Origin of the sequence: Delftia sp. S65, from assembly GCF_016516495.1 — a bacterium.
GTDB lineage: Bacteria > Pseudomonadota > Gammaproteobacteria > Burkholderiales > Burkholderiaceae_C > Comamonas > Comamonas acidovorans.
Genome location: NZ_JACVUR010000066.1, coordinates 1 through 22,064 on the forward strand (window position 1 = coordinate 1; position 22,064 = coordinate 22,064).

27 protein-coding genes are annotated in these 22,064 nt (G+C 69.4%); 15 read left to right on the forward strand and 12 right to left on the reverse strand.

The features are described 5' to 3' along the window. From IAE24_RS28555 to IAE24_RS28565, 3 genes are all read right to left on the reverse strand, one after another. A partial coding sequence (locus IAE24_RS28555; RefSeq protein ID WP_200016409.1) for a hypothetical protein occupies positions 1-234 on the reverse strand: 234 nt, incomplete at its 3' end. 60 nt (positions 235-294) lie between these two features. Continuing rightward, a complete protein-coding gene (gene prpC, locus IAE24_RS28560; RefSeq protein WP_199962428.1) occupies positions 295-1,482 on the reverse strand; it encodes a bifunctional 2-methylcitrate synthase/citrate synthase in 1,188 nt (395 codons plus the stop codon). Continuing rightward, positions 1,479-1,877 carry an acyl-CoA thioesterase gene (locus tag IAE24_RS28565; protein WP_043821632.1) on the reverse strand — a complete coding sequence of 133 codons (399 nt, stop codon included), beginning with the start codon at positions 1,875-1,877 and terminating at the stop codon, positions 1,479-1,481. The genes prpC and IAE24_RS28565 overlap by 4 nt, the downstream gene beginning before the upstream one ends. A 117-nt stretch (positions 1,878-1,994) precedes the next feature. Between IAE24_RS28565 and IAE24_RS28570 the strand changes: the two genes are divergently transcribed. Further along, on the forward strand, positions 1,995-3,407 hold the full coding sequence (locus tag IAE24_RS28570; protein ID WP_013800493.1) for a short-chain fatty acyl-CoA regulator family protein: 1,413 nt from the start codon (positions 1,995-1,997) through the stop codon (positions 3,405-3,407). Between the two features lie 36 nt (positions 3,408-3,443). Here the strand turns inward: IAE24_RS28570 and IAE24_RS28575 are convergent, their stop codons facing one another. Beyond that, positions 3,444-4,409, reverse strand: a complete 966-nt coding sequence (locus IAE24_RS28575) for a ferritin-like domain-containing protein (RefSeq protein WP_012207662.1) — start codon at positions 4,407-4,409, stop codon at positions 3,444-3,446. Between the two features lie 332 nt (positions 4,410-4,741). On the opposite strand from IAE24_RS28575, the gene IAE24_RS28580 reads away from it, so the two are divergent. Then, positions 4,742-5,092: a hypothetical protein gene (locus IAE24_RS28580; RefSeq protein ID WP_013800492.1), complete on the forward strand. Its 351-nt coding sequence runs from the start codon at positions 4,742-4,744 to the stop codon at positions 5,090-5,092. A 66-nt stretch (positions 5,093-5,158) separates the two neighbouring features. On the opposite strand, the gene IAE24_RS28585 is transcribed toward IAE24_RS28580, so the two are convergent. Continuing rightward, positions 5,159-5,365, reverse strand: coding sequence for a hypothetical protein (locus IAE24_RS28585; RefSeq protein WP_199962429.1), 207 nt, complete (start codon positions 5,363-5,365; stop codon positions 5,159-5,161). Between the two features lie 271 nt (positions 5,366-5,636). On the opposite strand from IAE24_RS28585, the gene IAE24_RS28590 reads away from it, so the two are divergent. The 3 genes from IAE24_RS28590 to IAE24_RS28600 are packed head-to-tail and all read left to right on the forward strand — an operon-like array spanning position 5,637 to position 6,777. Next, the gene (locus tag IAE24_RS28590) at positions 5,637-5,960 is read left to right on the forward strand and encodes a hypothetical protein (protein WP_199962430.1); all 324 of its coding nucleotides are present in this window, start codon (positions 5,637-5,639) and stop codon (positions 5,958-5,960) included. A gap of 27 nt (positions 5,961-5,987) precedes the next feature. Further along, the gene (locus IAE24_RS28595) at positions 5,988-6,509 is read left to right on the forward strand and encodes a low affinity iron permease family protein (protein WP_043821626.1); all 522 of its coding nucleotides are present in this window, start codon (positions 5,988-5,990) and stop codon (positions 6,507-6,509) included. Between the two features lie 34 nt (positions 6,510-6,543). Then, on the forward strand, positions 6,544-6,777 hold the full coding sequence (locus IAE24_RS28600; RefSeq protein WP_013800488.1) for a hypothetical protein: 234 nt from the start codon (positions 6,544-6,546) through the stop codon (positions 6,775-6,777). Positions 6,778-6,784: 7 nt separating this feature from the next. Here the strand turns inward: IAE24_RS28600 and IAE24_RS28605 are convergent, their stop codons facing one another. Then, on the reverse strand, positions 6,785-7,663 hold the full coding sequence (locus IAE24_RS28605; protein ID WP_063328483.1) for a c-type cytochrome: 879 nt from the start codon (positions 7,661-7,663) through the stop codon (positions 6,785-6,787). 72 nt (positions 7,664-7,735) lie between these two features. Here IAE24_RS28605 and IAE24_RS28610 point away from each other — a divergent pair, with 72 nt between their 5' ends. The 9 genes from IAE24_RS28610 (at position 7,736) to IAE24_RS28650 (ending at position 17,267) form a co-directional block, all read left to right on the forward strand. Continuing rightward, positions 7,736-8,122 carry a c-type cytochrome gene (locus tag IAE24_RS28610; protein ID WP_047218768.1) on the forward strand — a complete coding sequence of 129 codons (387 nt, stop codon included), beginning with the start codon at positions 7,736-7,738 and terminating at the stop codon, positions 8,120-8,122. Beyond that, entirely contained in the window at positions 8,119-9,057 is a 939-nt protein-coding gene (locus IAE24_RS28615; RefSeq protein ID WP_043821621.1) for a cytochrome c oxidase subunit II, read from the forward strand. The genes IAE24_RS28610 and IAE24_RS28615 overlap by 4 nt, the downstream gene beginning before the upstream one ends. Next, the gene (locus IAE24_RS28620) at positions 9,036-11,582 is read left to right on the forward strand and encodes a cbb3-type cytochrome c oxidase subunit I (RefSeq protein ID WP_199962431.1); all 2,547 of its coding nucleotides are present in this window, start codon (positions 9,036-9,038) and stop codon (positions 11,580-11,582) included. The genes IAE24_RS28615 and IAE24_RS28620 overlap by 22 nt, the downstream gene beginning before the upstream one ends. Before the next feature lie 100 nt (positions 11,583-11,682). Next, entirely contained in the window at positions 11,683-12,438 is a 756-nt protein-coding gene (otsB, locus tag IAE24_RS28625) for a trehalose-phosphatase (protein ID WP_233626420.1), read from the forward strand. Next, entirely contained in the window at positions 12,435-13,961 is a 1,527-nt protein-coding gene (locus tag IAE24_RS28630; protein WP_199962433.1) for an alpha,alpha-trehalose-phosphate synthase (UDP-forming), read from the forward strand. Before otsB ends, IAE24_RS28630 begins: the two co-directional genes overlap by 4 nt. Before the next feature lie 111 nt (positions 13,962-14,072). Further along, entirely contained in the window at positions 14,073-15,161 is a 1,089-nt protein-coding gene (locus IAE24_RS28635) for an acyl-CoA dehydrogenase family protein (protein WP_199962434.1), read from the forward strand. Continuing rightward, positions 15,149-15,907, forward strand: a complete 759-nt coding sequence (locus IAE24_RS28640) for a PIG-L deacetylase family protein (RefSeq protein WP_199962435.1) — start codon at positions 15,149-15,151, stop codon at positions 15,905-15,907. The genes IAE24_RS28635 and IAE24_RS28640 overlap by 13 nt, the downstream gene beginning before the upstream one ends. Further along, on the forward strand, positions 15,904-16,512 hold the full coding sequence (locus IAE24_RS28645; RefSeq protein ID WP_013800479.1) for a class I SAM-dependent methyltransferase: 609 nt from the start codon (positions 15,904-15,906) through the stop codon (positions 16,510-16,512). The genes IAE24_RS28640 and IAE24_RS28645 overlap by 4 nt, the downstream gene beginning before the upstream one ends. After that, positions 16,509-17,267: a glycosyltransferase gene (locus IAE24_RS28650; RefSeq protein WP_199962436.1), complete on the forward strand. Its 759-nt coding sequence runs from the start codon at positions 16,509-16,511 to the stop codon at positions 17,265-17,267. The genes IAE24_RS28645 and IAE24_RS28650 overlap by 4 nt, the downstream gene beginning before the upstream one ends. On the opposite strand, the gene IAE24_RS28655 is transcribed toward IAE24_RS28650, so the two are convergent. From IAE24_RS28655 to IAE24_RS28665, 3 genes are all read right to left on the reverse strand, one after another. Next, positions 17,237-17,797 carry a DinB family protein gene (locus IAE24_RS28655; protein WP_199962437.1) on the reverse strand — a complete coding sequence of 187 codons (561 nt, stop codon included), beginning with the start codon at positions 17,795-17,797 and terminating at the stop codon, positions 17,237-17,239. The two genes, IAE24_RS28650 and IAE24_RS28655, sit on opposite strands and share 31 nt — an antisense overlap. A gap of 22 nt (positions 17,798-17,819) precedes the next feature. Then, positions 17,820-18,677, reverse strand: a complete 858-nt coding sequence (locus tag IAE24_RS28660; protein ID WP_063328493.1) for a PhzF family phenazine biosynthesis protein — start codon at positions 18,675-18,677, stop codon at positions 17,820-17,822. Positions 18,678-18,740: 63 nt separating this feature from the next. Continuing rightward, positions 18,741-19,145 carry a VOC family protein gene (locus tag IAE24_RS28665; RefSeq protein WP_012207674.1) on the reverse strand — a complete coding sequence of 135 codons (405 nt, stop codon included), beginning with the start codon at positions 19,143-19,145 and terminating at the stop codon, positions 18,741-18,743. A gap of 69 nt (positions 19,146-19,214) precedes the next feature. On the opposite strand from IAE24_RS28665, the gene IAE24_RS28670 reads away from it, so the two are divergent. Next, positions 19,215-20,582: an aminotransferase-like domain-containing protein gene (locus IAE24_RS28670; protein ID WP_199962438.1), complete on the forward strand. Its 1,368-nt coding sequence runs from the start codon at positions 19,215-19,217 to the stop codon at positions 20,580-20,582. Here IAE24_RS28670 and IAE24_RS28675 read toward each other — a convergent pair. The 3 genes from IAE24_RS28675 to IAE24_RS28685 form a co-directional block, all read right to left on the reverse strand. Beyond that, on the reverse strand, positions 20,566-21,006 hold the full coding sequence (locus tag IAE24_RS28675) for a nuclear transport factor 2 family protein (protein WP_013800474.1): 441 nt from the start codon (positions 21,004-21,006) through the stop codon (positions 20,566-20,568). The genes IAE24_RS28670 and IAE24_RS28675 overlap by 17 nt on opposite strands. Positions 21,007-21,011: 5 nt before the next feature. Further along, complete coding sequence (locus IAE24_RS28680) at positions 21,012-21,803, reverse strand: SDR family NAD(P)-dependent oxidoreductase (protein ID WP_199962439.1); 792 nt, start codon at positions 21,801-21,803, stop codon at positions 21,012-21,014. 5 nt (positions 21,804-21,808) lie between these two features. Further along, the coding region (locus IAE24_RS28685; protein WP_200016410.1) for a DUF3833 family protein at positions 21,809-22,064 on the reverse strand (256 nt) is incomplete at its 5' end.

Here is a 22,064-nt window from a genome sequence, read left to right on the forward strand (position 1 = left end):
GACCACGCGCACGGGGTACCAGGGAAAGTCGATGTCGCGGCGGCGCTCGATGAGCTGCAGCAGGTAGCTGTCCAGCTGCGCGGGATCGGCGCGGCGCACGAGGTTCTCGGCATGGACGCGGGCGGTGTAGGGCAGGCGTGCCCAGGCGCCGGGCGAGAGGGCATCGACGGCGGCGCGGGCGTCGATGTAGTGCAGCGTGGTGCCGGGCAGGGGTTTCTTGTGGGTGTGGTTCATGGGGCGGATGCAATGCGGGCGGGCCTGCAGCCCGCCCGCCAGGTTCAGGACAGCGGCGGCTCAGGCGCGCGCATCGAGGGGCACGAACTTCTGGTCATCCGGCCCCGTGTAGTTGGCGCTGGGGCGGATGATCTTGTTGTCCTGGCGCTGCTCGATCACATGGGCTGCCCAGCCGCTGGTGCGCGCGATCACGAACAGCGGCGTGAACATGGCCGTGGGCACGCCCATCATGTGGTAGCTGACGGCACTGAACCAGTCCAGGTTGGGGAACATCTTCTTGACCTCCCACATCACCGATTCCAGCCGGTCGGCAATGTCGTACATGCGGGTGGTTCCCGCCTCGTCGGACAGGCGCTTGGCCACGCCCTTGATGACCACGTTGCGCGGGTCGCTGACGGTGTAGACCGGGTGGCCGAAGCCGATCACCACTTCCTTGGCATCGACGCGGCGGCGGATGTCGGCCTCGGCCTCGTCGGGCGTGTCGTAGCGCTTCTGGATCTCGAAGGCCACCTCGTTGGCGCCGCCATGCTTGGGCCCGCGCAGCGCGCCGATGGCGCCCGCGATGGACGAATACATATCGCTGCCCGTGCCCGCGATCACGCGCGCCGTGAAGGTGGAGGCGTTGAACTCATGCTCTGCATAGAGGTTGAGCGAGGTGTGCATGGCGCGCACCCAGCCTTCGGACGGCCGGTGGCCGTGCAGCAGGTGCAGGAAGTGGCCGCCGATGGAGTCGTCGTCGGTCTCCACCTCGATGCGCCGGCCCGAATTGCTCCAGTGGTACCAGTACAGCAGCATGGAGCCCAGGCTGGCCATGAGCCGGTCGGCGATGTCGCGGGCACCCGCCAGGTTGTGGTCGTCCTTTTCGGGCAGCACGCAGCCCAGGGCCGAGACGCCGGTGCGCATCACGTCCATCGGGTGGGCGCCGGCAGGCAGTTGCTCCAGCGCCTGCCTGACGCTGGCCGGCAGGCCGCGCAGCGCCTGCAATTTGGTCTTGTAGGCCTGCAGTTCGGGGCGCGTGGGCAGCTTGCCGTGCACCAGCAGATGGGCGATTTCCTCGAACTCGCAGACCTCGGCAATGTCCAGGATGTCGTAGCCGCGATAGTGCAGGTCGTTGCCCGAGCGGCCCACGGTGCACAGCGCCGTGTTGCCGGCGGTCACGCCCGACAGCGCGACGGATTTCTTGGGCTTGAATGCGGTCGCAGATGGTGCAGTTGACGCAGATGGCGCGTCGATGATCGTGGTACTCATGGAAGGGTCTCCTGGTTCAGATAGGAATGGGCAATGGCGGCAGGAAGGCCGTTGTGGTCGACAGCCACCATCTCGAACAGGCCCTTGAGCACGTCCTCGCAGGCAATGCCCGGCGCCTGGGCCGACGCGGTGACGCAGACGGTCATGGAGCTGCGCCCCACGCGGCTGACCCAGCCGCGCAGGACGATCTCGTGGCCCACGGGCACGGGCGCCAGGAAGTCCACGCCGGTGACGGCGGCCATCACCACCTCGCGCTGCGCCAGGCTGCGCGCTGCGAGAAAGGCGGCCTTGGCCATGAGCTGCAGGCCCTGGCCTGCGAACAGCGTGCCGTGGTGGTTGGCCAGCGCGGGCAATACCAGTTCGCGCAACTCGGCGGTTCCAGCAGGTGTTGTCATGCTTCGCAATCTACGCAAAATAGCGGCTCAGCCATAGGGCTGAAAAGGCGAATTCTTGCGAAACGAAACCCACGATATTGCGAATTCTGCGAATAACAGCCACCCGAGGAAACAGGCATGAAGAAGACATTCATGGGCGTCAAGCTGCGCAAACTGCGCGCGGAGCACGGCCTGTCCCAGATCGCCCTGGCCCACGCGCTGGGCCTGTCGCCCAGCTACCTGAACCAGCTGGAGCAGAACCAGCGGCCGCTGACGGTGTCGGTGCTGCTCAAGCTCAACCGTGCGCTGGGCGTCGATATCCAGCAGTTCTCGGAGGACGAGGAAGCGCGCCTGGTCGCCGGCCTGCGCGAGGCCCTTGCCGAGGCGCCCGAATCCATTGCCCTGCCCGAACTGCAGGAAGTCGCCGCGCAGATGCCGGCGCTGGGGCGTGCGGTGATGGCGCTGCACCGCCGCCATCTGGAAGCCCTGGAGCGCATCGAGAGCATGTCGCTCAGGCTGGGCGATGACCGCTCGGACATGCCGGTGGCGCGCACCATGCCGTTCGAGGCCGTGCGCGATTTCTTCTTTGCGCACCAGAACTATTTCGATGAAGTGGACCGCGCGGCCCAGGCCCTGGCCGGCGAGGCGCGCGCGGACCCGGGCCATCTGGCGGACTGGCTGGTCCGGCGGCTGCAGCAGCGCCACGGCGTGCAGGTGCATCGCTCGGAAGACTCCCGGCAAAGCCAGCGCCGCTTCGACCCGGCCACGCGCTCGCTGTGGCTGTCCTCGGCGCTGGAGCCTGCGCAACAGGCCTTCCAGCTGGGCACGCAGCTGGCCTTGCTGGAGATGGGCGATACGCTGGACCGGCTGATCGCCACCGCCGCCTTCCAGGGCGATCCGGCGTCATGCAAGCTTGCCCGCGTGGGCCTGGCCAACTACTTTGCGGGCGCGCTGCTGCTGCCCTACGACCTGTTCCTGGAGACGGCCGAGCAGTTGCGCTACGACATCGACCTGCTGGGCCAGCGCTTTGGGGTGGGCTTTGAAACCGTCTGCCACCGCCTGAGCACGCTGCAGCGGCCGGGCGCACCGGGCGTGCCCTTCTTCTTCGTGCGCGTGGACCGCGCGGGCAATATATCCAAGCGCCAGTCGGCCACGCATTTCCACTTCAGCCGCACGGGCGGCACCTGCCCGCTGTGGACGGTGTACGAGGCCTTCGGCCAGCCCGACCAGGTGCTGCGCCAGCTGGCCAGCATGCCCGATGGGCGGCGCTACCTGTGGATTGCGCGCTCGGTCTCGCATGGGCAGCGCGGCTATGGTTCGCCGCGCAAGACCTTCTCCATCGGCCTGGGCTGCGACATACGCCATGCCGCGCGCCTGGTCTATGCCAAGGGACTGGACCTGGGCGATCCGGAATCGGCCACGCCCATCGGCATGGGCTGCAAGGTCTGCGAACGCGACCAGTGCACGCAGCGCGCCTTTCCCTATGTGGGAAAGGCGCTGCATGTGGATGAGAACGCCAGCCGCTTTGCACCCTATGGCGTGGGCGGCTGACGATTCCGTGGCCCGCGCGGTGCGCGGGATGCGCGGTCAGGCTGCGCTGCGGTAACGGTCGCGCAGGTCGCGCACTTCATCGTGGTTGCGCTGGGCACCCTGTGCCTGGCGCTCCACCACCACGCGCACGGCCGGTGGCAGCGGTTGCTTGAGCGCCTTGCGGTACTGGGCGAGGGCGGAGTCCTCGCCGCGCTCGCATTCCTCCAGCACCGCCTTGTCGTCCTGCGAGGTCAGGGCCGTCTTCACGGACACCCAGCCCCGGTGCAGCGCGCCTGCCACCGTGCCGCCCGATGCAGGCTCTCCGCCGAGCCTGCGGATTTCCGCTTCCAGCTCCCGCGCGGCAACACCGCACTCGGTGGAATGGCGCATGAACAGGGCCTTGAGATCGGGCGAGTCGGCGTTCTCGGAGGAGGTGCGGAAGCCGTACTCGCCATCGCGGCAGGATTCAAGCAGGTCGTTGAGCACGTCCACCACATCGTCGTTGTCGATATCGCCCGTATAGGCGGGGGCGACGATGGTGCCCGTCTCGTCACGGACATCACGGCTGCCTGCGCGCGCCCAGGCGGCGCGGGCTGCGGGCCGGGCCTGGTCCCAGTCCAGATGGCTGGCGCCACGGCGGGTGGTCCATTCGCGCTCCCACTCGGCGTCGAAGGCATCGAAGTCGGCATCGCGGCGTGCGGCGGCCGCGTTCCAGCCCAGCTCGTAGGCGGGACGGTATTCCTCGTAGCTGCGGCCAGCCACGTAATAGGGCTCGCTCTGGTAGGCATCGCGCCAGTAGGCATCTTCAACCGTGGGGTTCACGGCCTCGGCTGCACCCTTGCCGGCCAGCCCGCCGACCACGGCACCGGCCACGCCGCCCACGGCAGCGCCGATGGGGCCACCCATTGCGCCGAATGCAGCGCCGGTGACGGCGCCGCCTGCTGCGCCTATGCCGGTGCCCACCGGGTGCGCGCCGGGTGCGTCGGACAGCGGGTCACGGTTTGCGGGGTTCGATTGCGTCATGGAATGTGCTCCTTGGCAGTTGAAAGTGATTCCTATGCTGATGGCCGCGGCGGCCGTCCGGCGTGCGCGCTTGCGGCCATGTGCCGTAGGAACGCAGCGCCCTGCCCTTGCGGACATCGCGCCAGTCCCCTGTGGCCATTTTTCGCACTGCCGCACAGGGCAAGCACAGGGCAATCGGCGTGCCTGCCGGCCCTCCCGCATCGGACTGCATCCGAGCGCATCGGCACGCTCCTACCTCCAGGAAAGTGCTGTGCCCACCCCCGCTGCAAGCCCGCGCAGGCAGGCTTGGTCCATGACCCGGCCACGGTGGCCGGACCCCCTTGGAGATCACCATGCGCACCCCGAACAACACGGCTGCCACCGGCAGCGACACTCCCCAGATCGACCGCAGCGAAGACGCAAGCGCCGACCTGCCCGAAGGCAAGGACATCAACGAGCACCTGAGCGCGGAAAAGGATGTGGCCGATTCCATCGCCGAGGCCTCGGCGCACCGTTTCGACGACATGCCGCAGGACGGCCCGCTGAACTTCGACGATGGAACCGACATGGGCCACCCGCGCGGCAACACGCAGCGCGAAGGCGGCACATGGCAGGCCGAGGGCGCGGACAGCGGCAGCCTCAGGCCGCCCGCCGAAATCCTGTCCGACCGCAATGGCCCCAGCGACCGCAAGAACGGGCGTTGATGCACCCTCGCACGCCATGAAAAAAAAGGGCACCCGAGGGTGCCCTTGTTGCGAGGAACCGGCAATTCATCCAGCGCCGCGGTCACCGCCTGAGCCGCCGCCCTTGTTCTGGCGCGTCTGGGCCTGGTTGCCGCTGCCGACATGGGCCTCACGGTCATGGCGGCTTTCGGGCGTTCGCTGGCCTTCGTTCCTTTGCGTGGGCGGCTTCGCGCCCTGGCGGTTGTGATCGTTCTCCACCTTGCCCTTGCCGGGCTCCTGTCTGTCGCTGCTCATATCGCGCTCCTTGTCTAGGGTGCCGGGCCCCATCGCTGCAGGGCCGGACTTCCAGTCTAGGCAGCGCGCAAGGCCCAGGCAGCGGGCCATGGGCGCCCGCCGGCGTGGGGCGTCTCCCACAGGGCAAACGATGTGCCTGAGAACGGCGTTCAGGCGCGAGGCATCTTTTCGTTCCTGCGCTTTCGGCGTGGTCCCACGGCGGCTGCGCACGGGCGAAGAGACCATGGCCCAAGCGCCGCCTGCGCAGGCCCGCGAACGAAAGGAAGACGCCATGAAAGACAAGACCCCATCCGCATCCAAGTCCTCTGCACCCACACAGGCGAAGCCGTCGGGCGATGGCCAGACGAAGCTGCCCGGACAGGTCGGCAAGGCGCCCCATGCGCCCGGTGAGTCCGATGCAGTTGACGCATCCGAGCAAGGCCTGCGCCTTCCGCACGAGCGCGACCAGAGCCTGGACGCCACCAGCGATGCGCCCGATCCGGTGATGCGCCAGGCCCATGACGACATTGTTTCCGGCCAGGTGGATACCGACATGCGGCAGACGCCGGGACTGGATGCCGAGCGGCGCAAGAAGATGGTGCGCAAGCAGCCTTGATCGATTTTTTCCGGACGGTTTTCCCCCATGCAAAGCACAAGTTCCACACCAAGCCGCCGCACACCGGGAGACGCCTTGGGCTCCATGCCCGAGACCAGCAGTGCCTCGTATGCCGACCACTCGCGCCTGCTGTCGGCCTTCGATCATTTCGCCAGCAGGGTGACGCGCTGGGCCGGCACGCCCATGGCCTTTTGCGTGGCCCTGATCTGCGTGGCCGTATGGGCCGTGGCGGGGCCGATGTTCCACTTCTCGGAGAACTGGCAGCTGGTCATCAACACGGGCACGACCATCGTGACCTTTCTGATGGTGTTCCTCATCCAGCAAAGCCAGAACAAGGACAGCGTGGCCCTGCACCTGAAGCTCAACGAGCTGCTGGCAGCCAACAAGATTGCCAGCAACCGCATGATCGGCATCGAGGGGCTGGACGAGGAGCAGCTGCAGCAAGTGGCGGCCTTCTACGTCAACCTGGCCGCCCGCGCGCGCGAAAGCGGAGCCTGCAAGGAATGCCACTCCATCGACGAGGACGACCCGGCACGGCCCGGCAACTGAGGCGGCCTGACTGCACTCCATCCAGGTAGAACCCATGCCAGACATTCCCGATTGGCTCCAGTGGCCTGCCTTTGCGGCCTCCCTCATCGGCGCATGGTGGGTGGGCTCGCGTTCCGCCGGGCGGCGCAATGTGGGCTTCTGGATCCTGATGCTCAGCAATGTGCTGTGGGCGCTGTGGGGATGGTCCTCCGGCGCCTGGGCGCTGGTGACGCTGCAGGCCTGCCTGGCCATCACCAACATCCGCGGCTCCATCAAGGCCGAGCGTTGAGCCAGCGCTAGCGCAAGCTGGCCAGGTAGGCAGCAATGTCCCGTGCATCCTGCTCGGCGACCCCCATGGCGGGCATGGCGGTTCCCGGCTTGACGGCGTCGGTCTGCACCAGCCAGCGCACCATGTTGTCGGGCGTGTTGTCCAGCACGCCGGCAATGCGGGTACGGCGCGCCATGCCGTCCAGCGGCGGCCCCACCTGCGGGCTGGCCTGGGCCTGGCCCGCCACCGTGTGGCAGCCCACACAGGCGTACTGGTACAGGGCCCGCTGCCCGCGCACGGCATCACCGGGCCGCAGCGCCTGCACGGGCGGCCTGCACGGCTGAAAGACATCGTCCCGGCCCGCGTGTCCTGCGGAGCCCACCACCCAGTCCTGCCCCGCCATCGCGGCGAACTGCGGCGGCGACAGCTGCGGCATCTTCTGCACGAAGGCGACCACCGCCCAGAGATCGTCCTCCGACAGGCGAAATTCCCAGGAAGGCATGCCCGTCATCTTCAGCCCGTTGCGCGTGAGCCAGTACAGCTGGCCGGCGCTCCATCGCTGCGTGGCGTCGATCAGGGGCCCGGGCAGCGGCTGCATGCCCTGGCCCGCCGCCCCCTGCGCCACGCCGGGGCCGCCGTGGCACTGCACGCAGTGCTGGCGATAGCACTGCGCACCGCGCGCCAGCATGGCTTCGTCCGCCGCGCGCGGCGGCTCCAGGCCCCGCGCGTGGTAGCGCACGGACTGGCGCATGGCAATGTCCAGCAACTGGTAGACCGGCTTCAGGTGCTGGCGATTGGCGGCCACGTTGTAGACACCGCTGGACACCAGGGCGGCAGCCAGCCCCGCTGCCGCGCAGGCAACGGCCAAAAGCGTGAGTGCCACGGTGCGCAGCTTGGTGGAGGCCATGAGAAATTGTCCTACCCGCCCTGCTGCGCGAATGTCAGCAGATCCTGATTGGGGACGCGGAATAATTTCCCCATGCCCGAGGCGCTCCCTTCCTTCCTGCACCGGCGCCAGCGAGTCGCCGCAAGCCTGTGCGCCGCTTTCTGGCTTGCGTGCGGCGGTGCGGCCGCTGGCGAGGAAAGCGCGTCGGTCGAGCGCGGCAGGCTCCTGCTGGCCCAGTACCGCTGCGGCAGCTGCCACAGCATTCCGGGGGTGGCCGATGCCCGGGGACGGGACGCCACGCCGCTGGACGGCTTCGGGCGGCGCAGCTATATCGCCGGGCGGCTGCCCAACCTTCCGGACCTTCTGAGCGCCTGGATCGTGCACCCGCAGGCACTGGTGCCCTCCACCACCATGCCGTCGCTGGGCGTATCCGCCGCGCAGGCGCGCGACATGGCGGCCTACCTGGGCAGCCTCCAATGAGCGGCACGGCGGCCGCCACCCCCCAGTCATCGCTGCATGCGGGCAGCGTGCAGGCGGCCTCGTTCGGAGAACTCAGTGCCGTGCTGTCCGTGGGCGCGGCGGCGCTGCTGCTGGGCGTGATGCTGCTGCTGGCCCTGTCGCTGGGCCGCGCGCGCCCGGTGCGCGTGCGCCTGTGGCTGGTCGGTGGCGGCATCGCCCTGCCCGTTGCCGTGCTGACAGCCCTGTTCTTCTACGGAGAAAGCCGCCGCCCCGACTGGCGCCCCATGCCCCCGGCCGACGCATTGGTGGTGACCGTGACGGCACACCTGTGGTGGTGGGACATACGCTACAGCGATCCGCGCACGGGCGCCGAGTTCGTGACGGCCAACGAGGTCCGGCTGCCCGTGGGCCGGCCCGTGTACTTCGCGCTGGCCAGCGGCGATGTGATCCACAGCTTCTGGGTGCCGGCACTGGGCGGAAAAATGGACATGGTGCCGGGCCGTCTGCAGCACCTGCTGGTACAGCCCACAGCCGAGGGCCGCTGGCGCGGACAATGCGCCGAGTATTGCGGCGAGCAGCATGCGCGCATGGCGCTCGACGTACTGGTGGTGGCGCCGCAGGCGTTCGAGCGCTGGTCCGCCGCGCAGGCGCGGCCCGCCTCCGTTGCCGTGAACCACCCGGGGCTGCAGGCCTTCGAGAAGCACCGCTGCAGCTTCTGCCACCGCGTGCGCGGCGTGGCCGACGAGGCCTCGCGCGGCCTGGGGCCGGACCTGACCCATGTGGGCGGCCGCCTGTCGCTGGCCGCCGCCAGCCTGCCCAACACGCCACAGAACCTTCGCTCCTGGATCACCCATACGCAGCAGCTCAAGGCCGGGGCGCGCATGCCCTCGGGCGCCGGGCGTGTGCCCGACCACGAACTGGAAGACATCGCCGCATGGCTGAGCACCCTGAAATAGATGCTGCCCCGCCGCACGGCTTTCCCAGCGCCCTGCCCCGCCCCGCCGGCGAGCGCGAAGCACTGGAGCGTGCCTGGGCACGCCCGCGCGGCTGGCGCATTTTCAGCGCCGTGAACAACACGCAGATCGGCGCCTTCTACATCGTGACGGCACTGCTGTTCTTCGTGCTGGGCGGCATCCTGGCGCTGGTGATGCGCGTGCAGCTGGCCGTGCCCGACAACGACCTGCTGGACGCCGCCACCTACAACCAGATGTTCACCATGCACGGCACGGTGATGATGTTCCTGTTCGCCGTGCCCGTGGTGGAGGCGATTGCAGTCTTTCTGCTGCCGGGCATGCTGGGCGCCCGGGACTTGCCCTTTCCCCGGCTGTCCGCCTATGCCTTCTGGGCCTATGCGATCGGCGGCCTGGCGTTCTTCTGCACCATCTTCTGGGGCGTGTCGCCCGATGGCGGCTGGTTCATGTACCCGCCGCTCACGAACAAGCAGTACTCGCCCGGCATCGGCGCGGACTTCTGGCTGCTGGGCATCGGCTTCATCGAGATCTCGGCGATTGCGGGCGCCATCGAGCTGATCGTCGGCATTCTCTTCACGCGCGCACCGGGCATGACGCTGGGCCGGATGCCGGTGTTCGCCTGGGCCACCCTGGTCAGCGCGCTGATGATCGTGTTCGCCTTCCCGGCCGTGATCGCGGCCACCACGCTGCTGGAGCTGGAGCGCGCCTTCGACTGGCCCTTCTTCAATCCGCAGTCCGGCGGCGACCCGGTGCTCTGGCAGCATCTCTTCTGGTTCTTCGGCCACCCGGAGGTCTACATCATCTTCCTGCCTGCGGCCGGCATGGTGTCCATGATGGTGCCCGCCATGGCAGGCACGCCCCTGGTGGGCCAGCGCGCCGTGGTCTGGGCGCTGGCCGGCGTGGGCGTGGTCAGCCTGCTGCTGTGGATACACCACATGTTCGCGGCCGGCCTGGGGCTGACGGCGCTGCTGCTGACTTCCATCGCCAGCTTCGTGGTGGCCATTCCGAGCGGGCTTCAGGTCTTCGCCTGGATTGCCACCTTCTGGCAGGGCCGCGTGCGCATGGACACGCCCACGCTGTTCCTGCTGGGCTTTCACTTCATCTTCGTTCTGGGCGGGCTGACGGGCGTGATGGTGGCCGTGATTCCGTTCGACTGGCAGGCGCATGACAGCTACTTCATCGTCGCCCACCTGCACTACGTGCTGATCGGCGGCATGGTGTTCCCCGTGTTCGCGGCCCTGTACTACTGGCTGCCCGTGTTCAACGGCGCGGCGCTGTCCGAGCGGCTGGGGCGCTGGATATTCGCCCTGCTGTTCGGCGGCTTCAACATCGCCTTTTTCCCCATGCACCTGACAGGCCTGCTGGGCATGCCGCGCCGTGTCTACACCTACGCGGACGCGCTGGGCTGGAACGGGCTGAACCTGCTGTCCACCGTGGGCGCCTTCATCTTTGCGCTGGGCGTGCTGCTGCTGTTCATCGACGTGGCCCGGGCCGTGCGCCGGCCGGACCGCGACCATGGCAATCCCTGGCGCGCAGGCACGCTGGAATGGCTGCCGCCGCGCGAGTACGGCGTGCGCAGCATTCCCGAAGTGCGCGGCACCGAGCCGCTGTGGGACCGGCCATCGCTGGCGCAGGAAGTGGAGCAAGGCCGCTACTGGCTGCCCGGCACCGTCTTCGGCGGCCGGGAAACCCTGCTCACCGATGCGCGCAGCGCCCGGCCCGTGCAACTGCTGCGCCTGCCCACCGACGGCTGGCCGCCGCTGCTGGCCGCAGCGGGCACGGCCGCCTTCTTTTTGCTGCTGACCGTGGAATGGGTGGCGCTGGCCTTTGCCTGCGGCCTGGGCGCCATCGCCGCCATGCTGGCCTGGATCTGGCAGCTGGACCGCACTGCGCCGGCCCCCCGGGCCGAGGTGGCCACGGGCGTCTTCCTGCCCGTGCAGCCGGCCGGCAGGCGATCGCATTCCTGGTGGGCCGTGCTCATCCTGTGCACGGTGGACTTCACGGTCTTCGCCTCCTTCGCCTATGCCTACATCCACCTGTCGATGGCGCTGGAGGTCTGCCCTCCGCCGGGCGCGGTCCTGCCCGCGCCCTCCCGGGCCATGGCCAACGTGCTGCTGCTGGCCGCCAGTGCCCTGCTGCGGCACTGCACGCGCTCACCTTTGGGAGACGGGCCGCACAGGCAGCGCCTGCTGCGTGCCTGCGCCTTGGGGGCCCTGGTGTGCGCGGTGGGGGCCTTTGGCCTGTCGCTGGCAGGCCATCTGGATGCGGGGCTTTCACCGCGTGCGGACGGCTGGAGCGCGGCCGTGGGCGTCATCGTGGCCTACCAGGGCTTTCACTGCGTGCTGATGATGGTGCTGGGCGGCTTTTTGCTGGCCCGATCATGGTCCGGCCATCTGCAGCCCGGGGCGCGCGCCACGCTGGACAACGTGGGCCTGCTCTGGCAGGCCGCAGCCCTGCAGGGCATTCTGGGCGAGGCCATTTTGCGCCTGGTGCCGGCGCACATGGGCTGACCGGGCCGCTTTCATCGAGAGACTGCGGCGCATGGCCGATCCCCGCACAAGCGCTCGGCTGACGGCCGATGGACCCGGCACTCGATACCTTGGTCTCTCCATGGAAACACCTCCGCTCCCCACCTGCAGATCCGCGCTGTTCCTCGACTTCGATGGCACGCTCGTGCCCCTGGCCGAGACACCGGACGCCATCCGGCCGGATCCCGCCCTGCTCCCGCTGCTGGCCGGCCTGCAGGGCCGGCTCGATGGCGCGCTGGCCATCATCACAGGCCGTCAGATCGAGGTGCTGGACCGCTACCTGGCGCCGCTGTGCCTGCCCGCCGCCTGCGAGCATGGCCTGCAGCGGCGGGATGCCGCAGGCCGCCTGCACCCGCAGCCATTGGCCATGCCAGAGACCGTGCTGCAGTTGTGCAATGCCTTGGCGGCCGATCATCCCTTCCTGCTGGTGGAGCGCAAGCGCTCCTCGGTCGCACTGCACTACCGGCGCGCGCCAGAATTGGCGGCGCTGTGCCTGGATACATTGAGCCGCGCACTGCGGCACCTGCCCGGTCTGGAGCTGCTGCACGGCAAATGCGTGCTGGAGGTCAGGCCTGCGGGCGTGGACAAGGGCCGCGCCATTGCGGCCTTTCTGCGCGAAGAGCCGTTCGCCGGCCGCACCCCCGTGTTTGCCGGTGACGATGTCACGGACGAGAGCGGCTTTGCCGTGGTGCAGGCGCTGGGCGGCATGGCGCTCAAGGTGGGCGAAGGCGCAAGCGGGGCCCGCCACCGGCTGGACAGCCCGCAGGCCGTGCACGCCTGGCTGCAGTCCGCATGCATGCACCTGGCGGCACAGACCTGCGCGGAGGCCCTGCCATGAGCCGGCTGGTGGTGATCTCCAACCGCGTGGCCGATCCGTGCAGGACCGCAGCCGGGGGCCTTGCCGTGGCCATGGGCGATGCGCTGCGGCAGACGGGCGGCCTGTGGTTCGGCTGGAGCGGAACCGTCACCGACGACGGTGCCCAGGCCGCGCCTGCCGGCCATGTGCACCGCTCCCAGGCCGGCAAGGTCACGCTGGCCACGGTGGACCTGGACCGTGCAGACCACGACAGCTACTACGCGGGCTACAGCAACGGCGTGCTGTGGCCCGTCTTCCATGGCCGGCTGGACCTGGCGAACTTCGACACGGGCCTTGCGGCCGGCTACCGCCGCGTGAACCAGCTGCTTGCGCGCCGTCTTCTGCCCCTGCTGGCGGAGGACGACATCCTCTGGGTGCATGACTACCACCTGATCCCGCTGGCGGCCGAGCTGCGCGCCCTGGGCTGCCGCCAGCGCATCGGCTTTTTCCTGCACATCCCGCTGCCCCCGCCGACCCTGCTGGCGGCCATTCCCGAGCATGCATGGCTGATGCGCTGCCTGTTCGCCTATGACCTCGTGGGCCTGCAGACCCGCCAGGACGTGCAGCACTTCGAGCGCTATGTCTGCGAGGAGGCGGGCGGCCAGGCCCTGGGCGACGGCGCATTCCGCGCCCATGGCCAGCGCCTGGTGTGCCGCGCCTTCCCCATAGGCATCGATGTGGATGGTTTCATGGCGCTTGCACAGGGCGGCGCCTCGCGGGACATGTACGAGCGCATGAAGCACGAATACGCCCAGCGCCGCCTGCTGCTGGGCATAGACCGGCTGGACTACTCCAAGGGCCTGCCGCAGCGCCTGCGCGCCTTCCGGGAGCTGCTGGCCCGCCATCCCGAGCAGCGCCGCAGCGCCACGCTGATCCAGATCGGATCGCCCACGCGCGAGGGCCTGGACGCGTATGCCGACATACGGCGTGAACTCGAATCGCTGTGTGGCGCCATCAACGGCGACTACGGCGAGCTGGACTGGATGCCCGTGCGCTACATCCACCAGACCCTGCCGCGCGATGGCATTCCGGGCCTGTGCCGCGCGGCGGCCGTGGGGCTGGTCACCCCGCTGCGCGATGGCATGAACCTCGTGGCCAAGGAGTACGTGGCGGCCCAGGACCCGGCCGACCCGGGCGTGCTGGTGCTGTCGCGCTTTGCCGGCGCTGCCGAGCAGCTGCAGGAGGCGCTGCTGGTCAATCCCTACGACGTGCACGGCACGGCAGCCGTGGTGCAGCAGGCCCTGCAGATGCCGCTGCAGGAAAGGCGCCAGCGGCACCAGCGGCTGCTGCAGCGCATTGCCGAGCAGGATGTGCACTGGTGGCGCAAGGCCTTTCTGTCTGCGTTGAAAGAGGCCAGGCCGCTGGAGCACAGGGAAAGGGAAGACTTCGGCATCCCCGTTCCCTCGATCAGGCAGGAGCAGGCGCCGCTGCGCCTGGAACTGGCCGCCTGCCCTGCCGATGGTGTGGAACGGGACGCCTGCCGGTCGGTGATCTCCGACAGGTAATGCCTTCCTGCTCCTGCGGCGCCGCGTTCATCCTCCCGGCACCATGGCATCGCCTGGCGCCTCCCCCCAATTCCAGGCTGCGCAAGGCACGAAAAAGGAAGGTGAGCGGTGATGGCCCAGCACAACGACGAGCACGCCAATGCGTGGACATGCAGCGACACGCTGGCCCAGGCCTTGCGCGGCCATGCGGACCTGTCGCCGGCGGACCAATTGGCCCTGCTGGTAGCGCAGGGCGCCGACCGCCTGCCGCTGCCGGGCCATGGCTACACGCTGCAGCGCTGGCGAGCACTGGCCGAAGTGGCCGCCCACAGCCTGGGCCTGGCCAAGCTCTATGAAGGCCATACCGACGCCCTGGCCATCCTGTCCGAACTGCAGGCCGACCTGGCCACCGAAGGACTGCGCTGGGCCGTCTGGTGCGCCGAGCCGCCGGGCGAGCGCGTGCAGGCGACGGCGGCATCTCCCGACGCCACGCAACGCACGACCCTGCGGGCAGGCTCGGCGGTTCGCCTGTCCGGTCACAAGCCCTGGTGCTCCGGCGCCCGCGCCGTGGACCGCGCCCTGGTCAGCGGCTGGCTCGCAGACGGCCAGCGCTGCCTGATCGCCGTCACCATGGACCAGCCCGGCATCCGCAGGGACGACAGCCACTGGCAGGCCGTGGGCATGGCCGCCAGCGCCAGCGCCGATGTGCACTTCGATGGCGCCACCGGCGTGCTGGTCGGGGCCCCGGGCCAGTACCTGAGCCGCCCCGGCTTTCACCATGGCGGCGCAGGCGTTGCGGCCTGCTGGCATGGCGCGGCAGCGCGCATCGCCAGCCATCTGCAGCAGGCCGTCAGTCAAGGCGAGGACCCGCACCGGCAGGCCCACCTGGGCGCGCTGGACGTGGTCCTGGCCAGCGCGGCCGGCCTGCTGCGCGACGCTGCGGCCTGCATCGATGCCACGCCATCGGACCCCTGCCTGCTGGCCGTGAGCCGCGCCCGCCTGGCCGTGGAAGCCGCCGCCGAAGAGGTACTGCGGCGCGTGCCGCGCGCCATCGGTCCCGGCCCGCTGTGCAAGAACAGGGGCCTGGCGCAGCTGATGGCCGACCTGCCCGTCTTCATCCGCCAAAGCCATGCCGAGCGCGACCAGGCCGCGCTGGGCCGCCTGCTGGCCGAGAAGGCACAGGCCTCGCAGGCACCGGGAGGCGCGGCATGGATGCTGTGAAGCCGCGCCTCATCGAGGGCCGGGGCACGCCCGAATCGCGCTGGCAGGCCTGGTTTGCGCAACGCCGGCCAGCGCAGGTATCCATGGACGACCTGCTGGACGGCCGGCGCCGCGTCGTCATCGTCGCGCCGCACCCCGATGACGAAATCCTGGGCTGCGCCGGCCTGCTGCACCGCTGTGCCGAGCGGGGCATGCCCTGCCTCATCGTCTCCGTGACCGATGGCGGAGCCAGCCACCCCGACTCGACGCTGTGGCCGCCGCAGCGTCTGGAGCGCGAGCGCGTGCAGGAGAGCACCCAGGCCCTGGCCCTGCTTGCGCCGCAGGCGCAGGTGCTGCGGCTGGGCCTGCCCGACGGCCATATCGCCGAGCATGCAGCGCAGTTGCTGCAGCGGCTGGAGCAGTTGCTGCAGCCCTCGGACGCACTGCTGTGCACCTGGCGCGAAGACGGTCACCCGGACCACGAGGCCACGGGACAGGCCTGCGCCACGGCGGCCGCTCGCACGGGCTGCAGGCTCTTCGAGCTGCCGATCTGGGCCTGGCACTGGGCCGAGCCTGGCGACGCACGCGTGCCCTGGCACCGCGCCGCCGCCATTGCGCTGGCACCGCAGGAGCTGGCGCTCAAGCGCAAGGCCCTGTCGTGCTTTCGCAGCCAGCTGCTGCCAGACCCGTCCACGGGCCGCGACGCCGTCCTGCCGTCCTGGGCCACGCAGCGCCTGCTGCGTCCGTTTGAAGTGGTGTTTCTATGAACGGCGCCAGGCAGCACTTCGAGCAGATGTACCAGGCCGACCCCGACCCCTGGCAGGTCGCATCGCGCTGGTACGAGCGGCGCAAGCGCGACCTGCTGCTGGCCGCCCTGCCGCGCGAGCGCTATGCCCACGGCTTCGAGCCCGGCTGCGGCAATGGCGAGGCCACGCAGCGCCTGCTGCAGCGCTGCGACCGGCTGTGCGCCGTCGATTTCTCGGACAGGGCCGTGGATCTGTGCCGCCAGCGGATTGCGCCGCAGGACCGCGCACGCCTGGACCTGCAGGCCCTGCCCCTGCCCTGGCAATGGCCACAGGTGCCACAGATGCCGCAGCAAGGCTTCGATCTCATCGTGGTCTCGGAGCTCGCCTACTACTTCGACGACGCGGCACTGGCGCATTTCAACCGCCAGTGCCTGGCCTCGCTGCAGGGCGGCGGCCACTGGCTTATGTGCCACTGGCGGCATGGGGCGCACGATCACCTGCAGACCACTCGCACCCTGCATGACAGCGTGTCGGCCCATGCGCAGCTGCACTTGCTGCTGAGCCACAGCGAGCCGGATTTCCAGCTGGACATCTGGCAGAAAACCCCTGAAAGGACGGACAGATGATCGGCGTGTGCATCCCAGCCCATGACGAGGAAGACCTCATAGGCCGCTGCCTGGACAGCGTGTTTTGCGCGGCCGCCCATGCCGACCTGCAGGGCGAGACCGTGGCCGTCGTCGTGGTGCTGGACAGCTGCCAGGACGCCACCGAATCGGCCGTGCGCCGCTGGCCCGCCATCCCGTTGCCGATTGCCGCGCGCAACGTGGGCAAGGCGCGGGCCCTGGGGTCGGAGTACCTGCTGCTGCTGGGCGCCCGCTGGCTGGCCTTCACGGACGCCGACACCACGGTCTCTCAGAGTTGGCTGGCCGACCAGCTGGCGCTTCAGTCCGACGTGGTCTGCGGCACGGTGCAAGTGGCCGACTGGTCGGCCCACGGCGTCCAGGCGGACACGGCGCGGCGGCACTTCGAGACCACCTACACGGACCGCGACGGCCACCGCCACGTGCACGGCGCCAACCTGGGCATCTCAGCCTGGCACTACCGCCAGGCCGGCGGGTTCGACGCACGCACCTGCGGCGAGGACCAGGACCTGGTGGACCGCCTGGCGGCCGGCGGCGCCCGCATCGCCTGGTCGGCCCGGCCACGGGTGATGACCAGCGGCCGCGCCTACTCGCGCGTGGCCGACGGTTTTGCCGGTGCGCTGCGCCAGGGATGGACCCTGCCCGGCGACGCGCCACCTGAGCTGCCCGTGCTCCAGGGCGCCCTGGCGCAGCAGGCCCTGGCCCTGCCTCAACCGCAGGCCGGCTCGTCCACGCGGTAGCAGTCCCTGAGGAACACCGGCAGGTCGTTGGCCGGTGGCACGAAGGGCACCTGGTACATCATGTCGCTGACAAAGCCACGGTGGTAGCTGCCGTGGTTCACCACGTGCAGCACGATCTGCTCGCGCGTCATGGCGCCCTGCCCGCCGCCCACGAACTCGAAGTGCACGACCTTCGCCAGTTCCTCGTCCGGGCATGCGTCGACGAACTCCACATACCAGCGGTCCATTTCCTGCACCGATTCCCACAGCGCCGGCAGCGTGGGCGTGTGGTCGGTGTTGCGCATGGTGTAGCCATGTTTGCGGCCCTGCAGGTGGTGCCTGAAGATGTCCTCCACCACAAGGACGTGGTTCAGCGTGCGCACCATGTTGCCGAAGCTCGTGGGCCGCTGCTTCAGAGCCTCGCCTTCGGGCAACTCCATCACGCTCTTGAAGGTCAGGCCGTTGGCCCAGGCCTTGTAGCGCACCAGCATTTTCAGGTTGGCCCTGGCCGATGAGACGGGAGCGCGCGGGCTCTCTTGGATCGCTGTCATTCGTGGGTTCTTTCGGTGTGGATCAAAGGCCGCTCAGTGCGCCTTCGACATGGGTGCGCGCCGTGCCGCCCACCCAGACCTGGCCCGTGCCGTCACGGGTCAGGAAGATGCGGCCGTCACGGCCCAGGCAGCGGCCCTGGGCGGCAATGTAGTCGCTGTCCATCACCCCTGTCGCAAACAGCCACTGCGCCAGCGAGGCGTTGAGGCTGCCGGTGACGGGGTCTTCGACGATGGCGCCCTGGTGATCGGAGAAGAAGGCGCGCACCTCGCAGGCGGCAGGGCTGGCACCGCCGACACCCCTGGCATAGGGCCCCACCACGCCCACGTCCATGCGCGTGGGCCACTGCCGGGCCGGGTTCAGCGCCAGCACCTGCTCGGCCGAGGCCAGGCGGATGCCCAGCCAGCCGGGGCCGTTGTCTATCCACGAGGCGGCCTGCACCTCTTCGGCAGTGATGCCCAGCATGCGCAGCGCGGCATCCAGCTCATCGGCGGTGGGCGCGCCAAAGCGCAGCATGGGCGGCGCGGCGAATGCCAGCCGCCCATGCTCCTGCCGTATCTGCACCAGCCCCGCCCCGCACTCCTGGACGATGTGGCCTGCGTTCCTGGGCGCACCGCGCTGGGACAGCCAGGCATGGCAGCTGCCCAGCGTGGGATGGCCGGCAAAAGGCATCTCCCGGTCCAGCGTGAAAATCCTCACGCGGTAGTCGGCCTGCGCCTGCGTGGGCGGCAGCAGGAACGCGGTTTCGGAGAGGTTGAACCAGCGTGTCAGCTGCTGCATCTGTGCGGTGGTCAGCGCCTGCCCACCGGTGATCACGGCCAGCGGATTGCCGGACAGCGGGCCGCTGGCGAAAACGTCGACCATATGAACGGCAATGCTCATGAAGACGGTCCTTGTTGCATGGAAAGGAAAAGAAAGGGAAACGGGCGGCGGGCCCGATCTGCGCTACGGCCGCACATCGGCGCGATGCACCACATGGACCTTGTTGCCGTCGGGATCGCGCAGGTAGGCGCCGTAGTAGCCATCGCCGTAATGCGGGCGCGGGCCGGGCGGGCCTTCGTCGCTGCCGCCCCGGGCCAGGCCGGCGGCATGGGCCGCGTCCACCGCGTCGGGCGACGGGGCCACAAAGGCCACCATGGCGCCATTGCCCGCCGTGGCCGGCTCGCCGTTGAAGGGGCTGTAGACATAAAAGCGCGGCAAGGCCGCCGGCGGCGCCACCCAGCACAGCGCGGCCGGCCCGCCATCGGGCTGGACGGCGCGGCGCTGCAGTCCCAGCGGGAAAAGCACCGCGTCATAGAAGCGGCCGGCCCGCTCGAGATCACGGGCGCCGACGGTGATGTGGCTGAACATGGAGCGAACGTTACACTATCGACAAATGAAATAGTGTCACGGCACACTCATTTTTTCCTTGCCCCGACCATGCTCCTGCCCTCCCCCTGGACGCCCCGTCTTGCGCGCATTGAAGCCAGTGCCGCCGAGCGGCTGGCGCGCGCCCTGGCCGACGACATCGTCGAAGGCCGGCTGGCCGGCGGCGACCGCCTGCCCGCCCACAGAGACCTGGCCGACAGGCTGCAGATCGGCCTGGGCTCGGTGACCAGGGCCTATGCGCTGCTGGAGCGCCGGGGGCTGACACGCAGCGTCAAGGGCCGGGGCACCTTCGTGGCGTCACAGCAGGCGCAGGCTGGCGAGGACATCGACCTGTCTTCCAACGCGCCGCCGGCCGCCATCAGTGCGCGCGTCCTGGCTCGTACGCTGACCGGGATTGCGCGCAGCATCGATGCCGATCATTTCAACTTCTATGCCCCGCCCCAGGGCCACCTGGAGCATCGGCGCGTGCTCGTGCGCTGGCTGCAGACGCTGGGCCTGAACGTGGAACCCGACCACATGGTGCTGACCAGCAGCGCGCGCCAGGCGCTGTCCCTGGCCTTCGATCTGGTCTGCCAGCCCCGGGGCCGGCTGCTGACCGAGCGCATCACCTACCCCGGCGCCATTGCCCTGGCCCGGCGCAAGGGCTGCGCCCTGCAGGGCCTGGCCATCGACGCGCAGGGCCTGCTGCCGCAGGCGCTGGCCGATGCGCTGGAGGGCATTCCCGCCGCCGAAGGCAAGGTGGTCTACCTCACCCCCACGCTGCACAACCCGACCACGGCCACCATGGGCGCGGAGCGCAGGCAGGCGATCGTGGACATCTGCCGCAGCGCAGGCGCCTGGATCATCGAGGACGGCGTGTATGCCGCCTGCTTGCCCGATCACGCACCCTTGGCCCATCTGGCCACGCTGGCGCCCGAGATCACGCTGCATGTGAACGGGCTGTCCAAGTCCCTGGGCCCGGGGCTGCAGGTGGGCATGCTGGTGCTGCCCGCTTCGCTGTGCGGCGCGGCTGTGGAGCTTGTGCAGGAGATGTCCATGGCGCCTTCGGCCCTCTCCTGCACCGTGATCGATGAATGGCTGTCGCACGGCGTGGTCGCTTCCCTGCAGGCCGACCTGCGCCATGAGGCACAGCGGCGCTGCCGGCTGGCCGCATCACACCTCGCCTCACACCTGAGTGGCTCCGGCCTGGTGCTGCACCCCGAGGCCTACAACGCCTGGCTGCCCATGGAGCGCGAAGCCGCAGACCGCCTGGTATCGGCCGCAGCGGCGCTGGGTTTGAAGCTGACCGATCCGGGCTCGCTCATGGTGGACCCGCAGGAGCAGGCCAGCGGGCTGCGCATCTGCCTGGGTGCGCCGCGTTTCGACGCGCTGGACGGCGCCCTGGCGCAGTTGGCCCGGCTGCTTACTGCGGCGCCCTGAGCTTGTGCTGCAGCGCCCTTGCCACGGCGCCCAGCACGGGAACCTTGGCGAAGATTTCCTCCACCGGGTCCCAGAAATCCCGGTGCGTCGCCACCAGCCCGTCGCCATCGAACTGCAGGTAGCTGGTGCCGCAGATGTGCATGGGCTGGCCGGATGAGCGCACAAAGCCCAGCTCCCACAGCAGAAAACCGCTGTCGCCCTGCACCGCGCCGTGGCTGACGGCGAAGCGGGGCCGGTCGAGCTGCTCGAACATGTGGGAAAACACGCGCTCGATCGCAGCGTGGCCGCGCACCTCGTTGAACGGGTCCTTGAACAGGGCCTGCTCGGCATACAGGGACAGCAGCGCCGGCAGGTTGTCGCGGCGCAGGGCCTCGTAGGCCTGGGCCAAGCGGGCCAGTCGCGGATCGGATATGCCGCTGCTCATGGGTTTCATGCTCCGGTGAAGCGGCGGACCGCAGAGAAATACCAGGCGTCTGGCAGGCAGCGCAGCAGGCGCACCCAGCGCGTGAAGCGGCGCGGGAAATTCATCTCGAAACGCCCCTGCGCCCAGCCCTGCAGCATATGCCGGGCCGCCTCGTCGGCGCCGATCAGGGCCGGCATGCTGAAGCTGTTTTGCGCCGTCAGCGGCGTATCGACAAAGCCGGGATTGATGATGGACACGCCCAGGCCCAGGCCATGCAGGTCCAGATAGAGGTTTTCCGCCAGGTTGTTGAGCGCCGCCTTGGTGGGGCCGTAGGCCAGGGACATGGGCAGCCCCCGGTAGCCGGCCACCGAGCCGACCAGGGCCAGATGGCCCCGGCCAGCCTTGAGCAGCATGGGCAGCGCGGCATCAAGCAGGTGCAGCACGCCGCCATAGTTCACGGCCAGGTGGTGCTGCATCTCGGCCAGGTCGAACTCGGTGGCACGCAGGGGCCGGTAGTGGCCTGCGCAGTAGAGGATCAGGTCGGGCGCCCCGCCCGCGTGGGCCAGCACGGCCTGGGCGGCCGCATCCACGGCGGCGGCATCGGTCACGTCCAGCGGCAGGGCCAGGCAGCCCTCGCGGCCGCGCACGAAGTCCTGCAGCGCGCCGCCGTGCCGTGCGGAGACGATCACGCGGGCGCCCTGCCGGTGCAGCGCCTCGGCCGTGGCACGCCCTATGCCCGAGGAGGCGCCCACCACCCATGCCGAGCGTCCCTTCCACTCAGCCAGCAGCGGGTTCAGCCCGCGCGAGAACAGTGGCATGGCCATCACTCCTTGACAAAGGACAGCGTCACATCGCCCAGGTGCACGCCGAGCTTGCTCATGGCCGTGCGGTTGAGCAGGGTGCGCCCGTCCATGAGGTACATCCAGTCATCCATGTGGACGTTCCAGACCCGCCCATTCACGGGCAGGGCCAGCACATAGCTCCAGCGGATGGCATTGCCCGCGCTCTGGCCCTGGGCCTCGCCCACCACGTCGTCGGCCCGGCCCCGGGTGCGGGCCGCGCCCCCCGTGGGGGGATTT